Genomic DNA, 4,346 nt, shown 5'->3' on the forward strand with positions numbered 1-4,346 from the left:
GCGTTGCGTGCGGTCAGCGCGCCGCCCGCCGTCGCTCGCGATCGACGACGAGATCGCGAGGCCGAGCCCGAGCCCGCGCCCCATTTCCTTGGTCGTGAAGAACGGCTCGAACAGGCGCGGCAGCAGATCGGGCGCAATGCCGGAGCCGTTGTCGCGCACCTCGAGTGCGAGCGTCGCGGCCGACACCGCGATCGTCACCTCGATGGCCGGCGCCGCGACGCCGGCCACCGCGTCGAGCGCGTTGCCGAGCAGGTTGATCAGCACCTGTTCGAGGCGCAGGTCCTCGCAGCGCGCGACGAGTTCGGGATAGTCGCGCGCAAGGTCGAGCGGCGCGTCGTGCGCGGGCGACACGGTCGCGTCCTGCAGCGTCAGCGTGAGCGCGACGCCGCGCAGGCGCTCGCCGAGCAGCGACAGCACGCTGCGCAGCGCGCGCACGACGAGTGCCCGCTCGTTGCGCGGCTTCGCTCGGCCGACGAACAGCTTCAACTGGTTGGTGATCTTGCCCATCCGCTCGGTGAGCGCGGCGATCGCCTCGAGATTCTCGCGCGCGGCGGCCAGCTCACCGCGATCGAGCAGCACGCGCGTGTTGTCCGAGAAGCTGCGCAGCGCCGCGAGCGGCTGGTTCAGCTCATGCGTGATGCCGGCCGCCATCTGGCCGAGCGCGGCGAGCTTGCTCGCCTGAATCAGTTCGTCGTGCGCGGCGCGCAGCTCCTGCTCCGCGCGAATCCGGTCGCCGACCTCCTTCTGCAACTGCTCGTTCGCCTCGGACAAATCGGCCGTACGCTCCTCGACGCGCCGGTTCAGCTCCGCGTACGCCTGCTGCAGCAGCGCGCGGCCGCGGATCATCTCGCGCACGCGGGCGCGGCGCATCCGCCAGTAGAACGCCAGGAGCGCGACCGACACGAAGCCGAAACCAGTGACGATCGTCGCATTGCGCGCATCGGCATCGATCGGCGCGAGCGGCGCGAGCGTGACGAGCAGCCAGTCGGGCTCGCCGATCCGGCGCTTGCTGGCGAGGAAGCGCGGCGCGCGCCGGCCGGCGCCGAGGCGCACGATTTCCGCGTCGGCGCCGAGCGTCTGCTCGACGCGCAGCGGCAGCGGCGTGACCGGTTGCTGCGCGTACTGGCGCGTTTCGTAGATCGACGCGGCGACGGGCCCCGTGAGCGGGCGCAGCGTATGGTACTTCCACGCGGGCACCGACGACAGGAACACGACGCCGTGATCGTCCACGACGACGAGCGGCTCGGACGCGTCGGCGCCCTGGAACCATTCGAGATTGAGCTTCACGACGACGACGCCCGCGATCTTGCCGTCGCGCCACACGGGCTGCGAGATGTAGTAACCGGGATCGCGCGAGATCGTGCCGATCCCGAAGAAGCGGCCGACCTGGCCGTTCATCGCATCGAGGAAATACGGGCGGAAACGGTATTCGATCCCGACGAAGCTGTCGGGCGCGCGCCAGTTGCTGGCGGCGACGCACAGGCCGTCCGCGCCGATCACGTAGGTGACGGTCGCGTGCGCGTGTTCGTTGAGGTCTTCGAGATAGCGGTTGACGCGGGCGGTGTAGTCGCCGCGCTTCGGGTCGGCGAGCAGATCCTGCACGTACGGATGGCTGCCGAGCAGATAAGGCAGCGATTCGTAGCGGTCGAGCGTGCTCTTGAGCGCGCTGGTGGTGCGGTCGACCCGCACCGCGGCATTGCGCTGCAGCTCGGCGACGCCGCGCTGCCAGGTGATCGTCCACGTCAGCGCGCACGCCGCGACGAGCGCGGCGGCGAGCACGACGAGGATGAGCAGGCGGCGCGTCACGGTCGAGGCTTCCTGGCGATGCGGATCGCCTATTGTGTCATAGGCCTCCGCCTCGATGCCCCGGCCGCCGCGGGCCGCACGGCCGGCGGGGGGTGCCGCCGCCTGCTCCTTCATCGCGTCAGACGCCGGCCGTCGTCTCGGTCGGCGCGACTTCGCCGCCGCCCTTCAGCGCCTGGCGCAGCTTGTTGCGGTCGAGCTCCTTCTCCCACGCCGACACGACGACGGTGGCCACGCCGTTGCCGACGATGTTGGTCAGCGCACGGCATTCGCTCATGAAGCGGTCGATGCCGAGGATCAGCACCATGCCCGACAGCGGGATCGTCGGCACGACGGCCAGCGTTGCGGCCAGCGTGATGAAGCCCGCGCCGGTCACGCCGCTCGCGCCCTTCGACGTCAGCATCGCGACGGCCAGCAGCGTGAGCTGCTGCATCCACGTCAGCTCGATGTTGGTCGCCTGCGCGATGAACAGCACGGCCATCGTCATGTAGATGTTGGTGCCGTCGAGGTTGAACGAGTAGCCGGTCGGCACGACGAGGCCGACGACCGAACGCGAGCAGCCGGCCTTCTCGAGCTTTTCCATCAGCTGCGGCAGCGCGGCTTCCGACGAGCTCGTGCCGAGCACGATCAGCAGCTCTTCCTTGATGTACGACACGAAGCGGATGATCGAGAAGCCGGTGAAGCGCGCGATCGCGCCGAGCACGACCAGCACGAACACGACCGACGTCAGGTAGAACGTGCCGATCAGCTTGAGCAGCGGCACCAGCGAGCCGACGCCGTACTTGCCGATCGTGAACGCCATCGCGCCGAACGCGCCGATCGGGGCCAGCTTCGTGACGATGTGCACGATGCCGAACAGCACGCGCGTCAGGCCGTCGATGAAGTCGGTGACCACACGGCCGCGCTCGCCGAGGTGCGCGAGCACGCTGCCGAACAGCAGCGCGATCAGCAGGATCTGCAGGATTTCGCCCTGCGCGAACGCGTCGACCATCGTGTTCGGGATGATGTGCATCAGGAAGTCGACCGTCGACTGCCCGTGCGCCTTCGCCGCGTACGACGCGACGGCCTTGCCGTCGAGCGTCGCCGGATCGATGTTGAAGCCGACGCCCGGACGCAGCAGGTGCGTGGCCGCGAGGCCGAGCAGCAGCGCGAAGGTCGACACGATCTCGAAGTACAGCAGCGCCTTGCCGCCGACGCGGCCGACCTTCTTCATGTCCTCCATGCCGGCGATGCCGGTGACGACCGTACAGAAGATGATCGGGCCGATCACCATCTTGATCAGCTTGATGAACCCGTCGCCGAGCGGCTTCATGTCGGTGGCGATCGATGGGTAGAAGTGGCCGAGGATCACGCCGACGATGATGGCGAAAATCACCTGCACATAGAGCACTTTGTAGAAGGGTTTCTTCTTCACGATGGTTCCTGCTGAAGTAGATGAGCCGTGGAAACGGCGTCACGCGCGCAGGCGAATGTCTCAGGGGAAAGGCATTCACCCGCGCGGCTGCCGTGCCGCAACAAGCGATGCCTCAGGACATCCGGAGGGGGAGGAAGGCATTGGTCATCGGTTGTCTCCTTGCTTGCTGTAGTAGTTCGGCCGGGGGATGGCCGTGCGCTTTATATCGCAAGGTCGATGCCAGGTTTCCGGAACCCCTCAAGCCGTTGTTTTCATTGTATTTCCCATAATGCGGCAGGCAAGGAAATCCGGGATTCCGGATTTCCGGAAAATATCCGTCCAGCGATCCGGACGGATGCGTCGTTCATCAGAGGAATCAGTGCTGCACGGCCTCGCCGGCCAGCAGGCCGGTCTGCGCGTAGAACTCCTGCTGCGCGAACGCGTCGCGCTCGCGGCGTGCGCGCTCGCCACGATCCGCGAGCGAGCCGACCACGATCCCGACGAACGCGAGCGGCACCGACACGAGCGCCGGGTTGTCGAGGAACACCGCCGCGTGCGCGTGGTGCAGCACATCGACCCACACCGACCTCGACAACACCGTGAGCGCGACCGCCGACACGAGGCCGAGGCCGCCGCCGAGCACCGCGCCGCGCGTGGTCATCCCGCGCCAGAAGATCGACATCGCGAGCACCGGGAAATTGGCGCTCGCGGCCACCGCCGCGACGAGCCCGACCATGAACGCGACGTTCACGTGCTCGAACAGGATCGACAGCGCGATCGCGACGGCCGACAGCCCGATCGTCGCCGCGCGCGAGATGCGCATCTCGAGCCGTTCGTCGGGCTTGCCGCGCGCCCACATCTGCGCATACAGGTCGTGCGAGATCGTCGTCGCGCCGGCGAGCGTCAGGCCCGCGACCACCGCGAGGATCGTCGCGAACGTGACGGCCGCGATGAACCCGTAGAACCAGTTGCCGCCCACTGCCTGCGCGAGTTTCACCGCGACCATGTTCGAGCCGCCGAGCAGGTCGTGCGTCAGGTTGAACGTGCCGTTCGCGCCGAGCCGGAAGAATTCCGGATGCTGCGCGAGCAGCACGATCGCCGAGAAGCCGATCACGAAGGTCAGCAGGTAGAAGTAGCCGATGAAGCCCGT

The 4,346-nt window shown here is 67.8% G+C and carries 1 protein-coding gene and 2 pseudogenes; all 3 read right to left on the minus strand.

Annotated features, from left to right (window positions below):
- Nucleotides 1-1,920 (minus strand): annotated as a pseudogene (locus JMF90_RS26250) (ATP-binding protein); the annotation flags it as partial.
- 4 nt (nt 1,921-1,924) lie between these two features.
- Nucleotides 1,925-3,217 (minus strand): dicarboxylate/amino acid:cation symporter, encoded by a 1,293-nt coding sequence (locus JMF90_RS26255; RefSeq protein ID WP_006477705.1) that lies wholly within the window; start codon nt 3,215-3,217, stop codon nt 1,925-1,927.
- A gap of 355 nt (nt 3,218-3,572) precedes the next feature.
- Nucleotides 3,573-4,346: pseudogene (gene actP, locus JMF90_RS26260) on the minus strand (cation acetate symporter); the annotation flags it as partial.

It is taken from the genome of Burkholderia sp. E168m23, assembly GCF_016586125.1.
GTDB lineage: Bacteria > Pseudomonadota > Gammaproteobacteria > Burkholderiales > Burkholderiaceae > Burkholderia > Burkholderia orbicola.